The following is a 3509-nucleotide window of genomic DNA, read 5'->3' on the forward strand; positions in this document are numbered from 1 at the left end:
AAGGCGGTGATCCCGGTCCCCGCCGGCCAGCAGGCTCACCGCAAGCGACGCGGCAGCCACGACGGCCAGCCACCCGCCTTCGACCGCGAGGCCGACAAACAACACAACACCGCCGAGCGCCGCATCACCTCCTACACCGGCCTCGCCCCCACCACCAGATCCTTCGGGGAGCTCGATCCACGGCGAACATGCACCTACGGCGGACAGCAGCGAGATCGCGGTAAAACCCACGCCCAGACCTCCTCCGCCTCGCCCACCAACGCATCAACGTCCTCTTCACCATGCTCTGCGACGGCACCTTCTACGAGTCCAGAACCCCCACCGTCACCCGCCGCATGGCCGCCCCAACCAGGCACCACATCGTTGACGTTATACATAGAGCCCACCACGAGCCGGAAAACGCTCAACCCGACTGTCAGACACGGATGCCAACACCGGCCAGCCTAACCCTGTTCGACGCTGTAAAACTGTGCCCTATGCAGCTCGTAGCAGAGACGGTGGTGCCAGACTGAGGAACGCCAGATAATCGTGAGGGTCGCTTTCATAACGGGATAGCAAGCGCAAATAACAGTCATCCATGAGACGGTGCACTCGATCACCTAGTACCGTCGACCGAGTCAGTCAATTTAATCGATGCTCTCGTAGGCTATGCAGGTGCCACTATGTGCACATTGTAACCGTTTCCGTAGGTCAGACTGATCGCATGCCTCGCGAAACCACTTCCCCAGCAGCGTTAACAAATACCTGCCAGCACTTCTATGTGCACACCGCCACAACTACCCTCACGATCTTATCGGTTAAATAAACCAAGTGGCTGACATCTGCCAGATAACCCCTACTTCACGGTCTGCCGCACGCTGCCTTGCCCTGCCTTAGATGCGGGCAGTCAGTTCGATAACCATATGCACAAAATCAGCATCGAAATCATTGCAAAATTCATAATTGCTGTGCTGCCCTTTAGGTCACTCGTCAACCTCCCTGGGATGCTCCGAATCATGAAACGTACCCAAAGCAGACGACACAGATACAAGGGAAGACGCCGCCTTCGACTGGAATTTCACCATAAAAGGCTTACCTCCGCCCTTGAGCGACTCGTGCGCGCTATTTATGGCATTAACTAATATAACGCTTTGCGCGATGAGGTGGACGCGTAATAAGGTGCGTGAAGGGTTACTCTAAGTCGCAACTAAGAATCACCTATATACGGTTACGATATGTTGCCGCGCAACCAGGTGAAAAGGCCAAAGGGCGCCATTACCGACGGCAACAAGAAATGCCTTCATGGCAATCAGCCCCTCTGGCAGGTCGGTTGAATGATCCGCCCATTCGGTGGCTGAGTGCTTTTTGTAACTTCAGAGATATCGGATATGAAGTGCAGTGTACCTCATGCACAAACGAATAGGGCACGAACTGTACCGGGACCTGCCACATTGACATTCAGCTGATTTTCTGAATGAGGATAGAAGTGACCATCTACCTCCCATCCAGCGACGCGGCAGCCTGGGTCAGGGTAAGCCTTGATACCCACCAGCGTGCCAGGCCGATACGGGCCAAAGAAATCGGGGCGGATAAACCCTCCTTGTGATTCAGAAAGAACAAGCTGGTAACGAAGAATTGCCTTTGTGAGGTTCCGATAACCCGCCACAATGGGTGTGGTGTGGCGAGCCAGTTCGGCGTTGTTACTATCCCTGTCACCGAGGGGCTGACCGTTGATGGTGTTCTCGGTGTTGGAGTATTGATTAACGGGCGCGCAGGGTTGCCCGCATGAGCTACTGTAAGCCATCAAAGTATGCCATCGACGGTTTGGGGTGATATATCCGTGCCCGTAAGGAGCGTTGACATTCGCTTTGATGTACTCCTCGGATACCTGACCTTTAAGGGTTATTCGATCGTGCCATAAGCCCAGATTATGTCCCACCTCATGGCCAAAGTTGTACCAATCAACCACTGACTGCACGTCAGTTACCGAAAATGCCTCACGATCCCACCTCTGCGTATTCGGCCCGGGAAGGCTTCCCTGTCCGGAGCTCTGCCCCGGGGGGACATCAAAGAACAGACCGATGAGGTCGACACCATATTCTTCACGCAACTGGTGAGCCTGTCGACCGAGCTGAGGATCGTTTGCATTAGAGAGCTTGCCAAACAGTACGGAGGCGATTTCATCACGATTGTAAGGGTAGTTTGAGGCACGATAGAAGCCGATAATGTGGACGCTGGCAGGCACGTTGCTGCTGGCGAATGCCTGATTAATAAATGCCTCAGCTTGCTGAATACGCGCTTCAACTGCTTGCTGCCCACCGACTCTACGTTCCGCAGCTGGGGTATACCCAACGATCATGTCGATTGCCACTGGCTCCCGAGCGATAGGTTCCTTCATTAGAATGTTACGGAACCTTTCAGAGGCAGCGATTCCGTTCCCTAAATCCCCGTTGTCAGGAAGACCTTCTTTCCGCAAGGCCGGATTCTCCTCAGTGATCAGAAGGTGGTTTGGTAGAGCGGGATCTCTGGAAATCTGGTAGACCCGCTCTCCAAGATCAAAGAAGGCATCTATACTCACCTGATCAGCCCTAGCTTTCAAGTTACATGCTCCGGCTGCAGACAATGTCACCCTGGCCCGAGGCTTGTCTGTTAGGTGCCCGCTCCAATTCACCCCTTCTTCCCCATGGGCCATGCTGTCCTCTACTACCTGCACAGACACATCATCAAATAGCCGGAAGATGTGTTCCTTCGGCTTCCCTGTAACGCGTGCGCCACACAACCACCAGTAGTCCGCCACATCTAACGGCACCGTGCGCCATCTCGTAATTTCACGACTGTCTGAATTCGAAACAGAAGATCGAGTTATTCTTGTGATCGTTCTATTGAAAGGCATGGATGGCGCGCCCGAAATTCCGGTAGTGGAAAAACTACCTGAAAGTTCGGTATCGCCTTGTTGTGCCGCACCTAATGGTCTTTTCTCGCCTATTAGGTGATTGCGAGGAGCAATGTTCCGACATTGCTTGGCCTCATACGGGCTACACGCAGCACTCGTTCCATTTCCGCGCGGAAATGCAGTGTGGCGATATTTAACTGCCGCCCGATGCTTTGATGTACCCTTTTCTGCCGACCGCCCCTCAATCGATTTCACTGAAAACGAGGCTGCCGAGGTCGTTGTTATCGGATCAAGAGAGGAAGATCTGACCGCGCCAAATTTTGCACAGCCGCAGAGGGAAATCCCTAAAGCGCACATCGCCACCCAAACAGGAAGTCGCCGCTCAAACCATGTTATCAACAGTCGACTCTCCATTTAAATGCATGTATCATAATTTTAGCTGTCATAGTATAGGTTCCAGTGTCCTGAGTCAGTGATCCCTTAGAGCTCGTAACGGGATCTTGTTGAGGCCTCCTGGTCGGGCGTGACCGGTGTGATGATTCGACCGTTCGTGATGTGTGAGTGCTCGGCCGTGGGACGTGGACGACGGCTTGTGGGCCGCTGATCGAGCCGCTGCTGCCGCCCTGGCCGGAGAAGG

At 54.0% G+C, this 3509-nt stretch carries 1 protein-coding gene and 1 pseudogene; one reads left to right on the forward strand and one right to left on the reverse strand.

From position 1 onward, the window contains the following. Positions 1-123: 123 nt before the first annotated feature. A pseudogene (locus LUZ64_RS36465) lies at positions 124-320 on the forward strand (IS110 family transposase); the annotation flags it as partial. 1064 nt (positions 321-1384) lie between these two features. Here LUZ64_RS36465 and LUZ64_RS36470 read toward each other — a convergent pair. Further along, complete coding sequence (locus LUZ64_RS36470; protein WP_095585014.1) at positions 1385-3286, reverse strand: M12 family metallo-peptidase; 1902 nt, start codon at positions 3284-3286, stop codon at positions 1385-1387. Positions 3287-3509 lie beyond the last annotated feature (223 nt).

The organism is Streptomyces albireticuli (genome assembly GCF_021228125.1).
GTDB lineage: Bacteria > Actinomycetota > Actinomycetes > Streptomycetales > Streptomycetaceae > Streptomyces > Streptomyces albireticuli.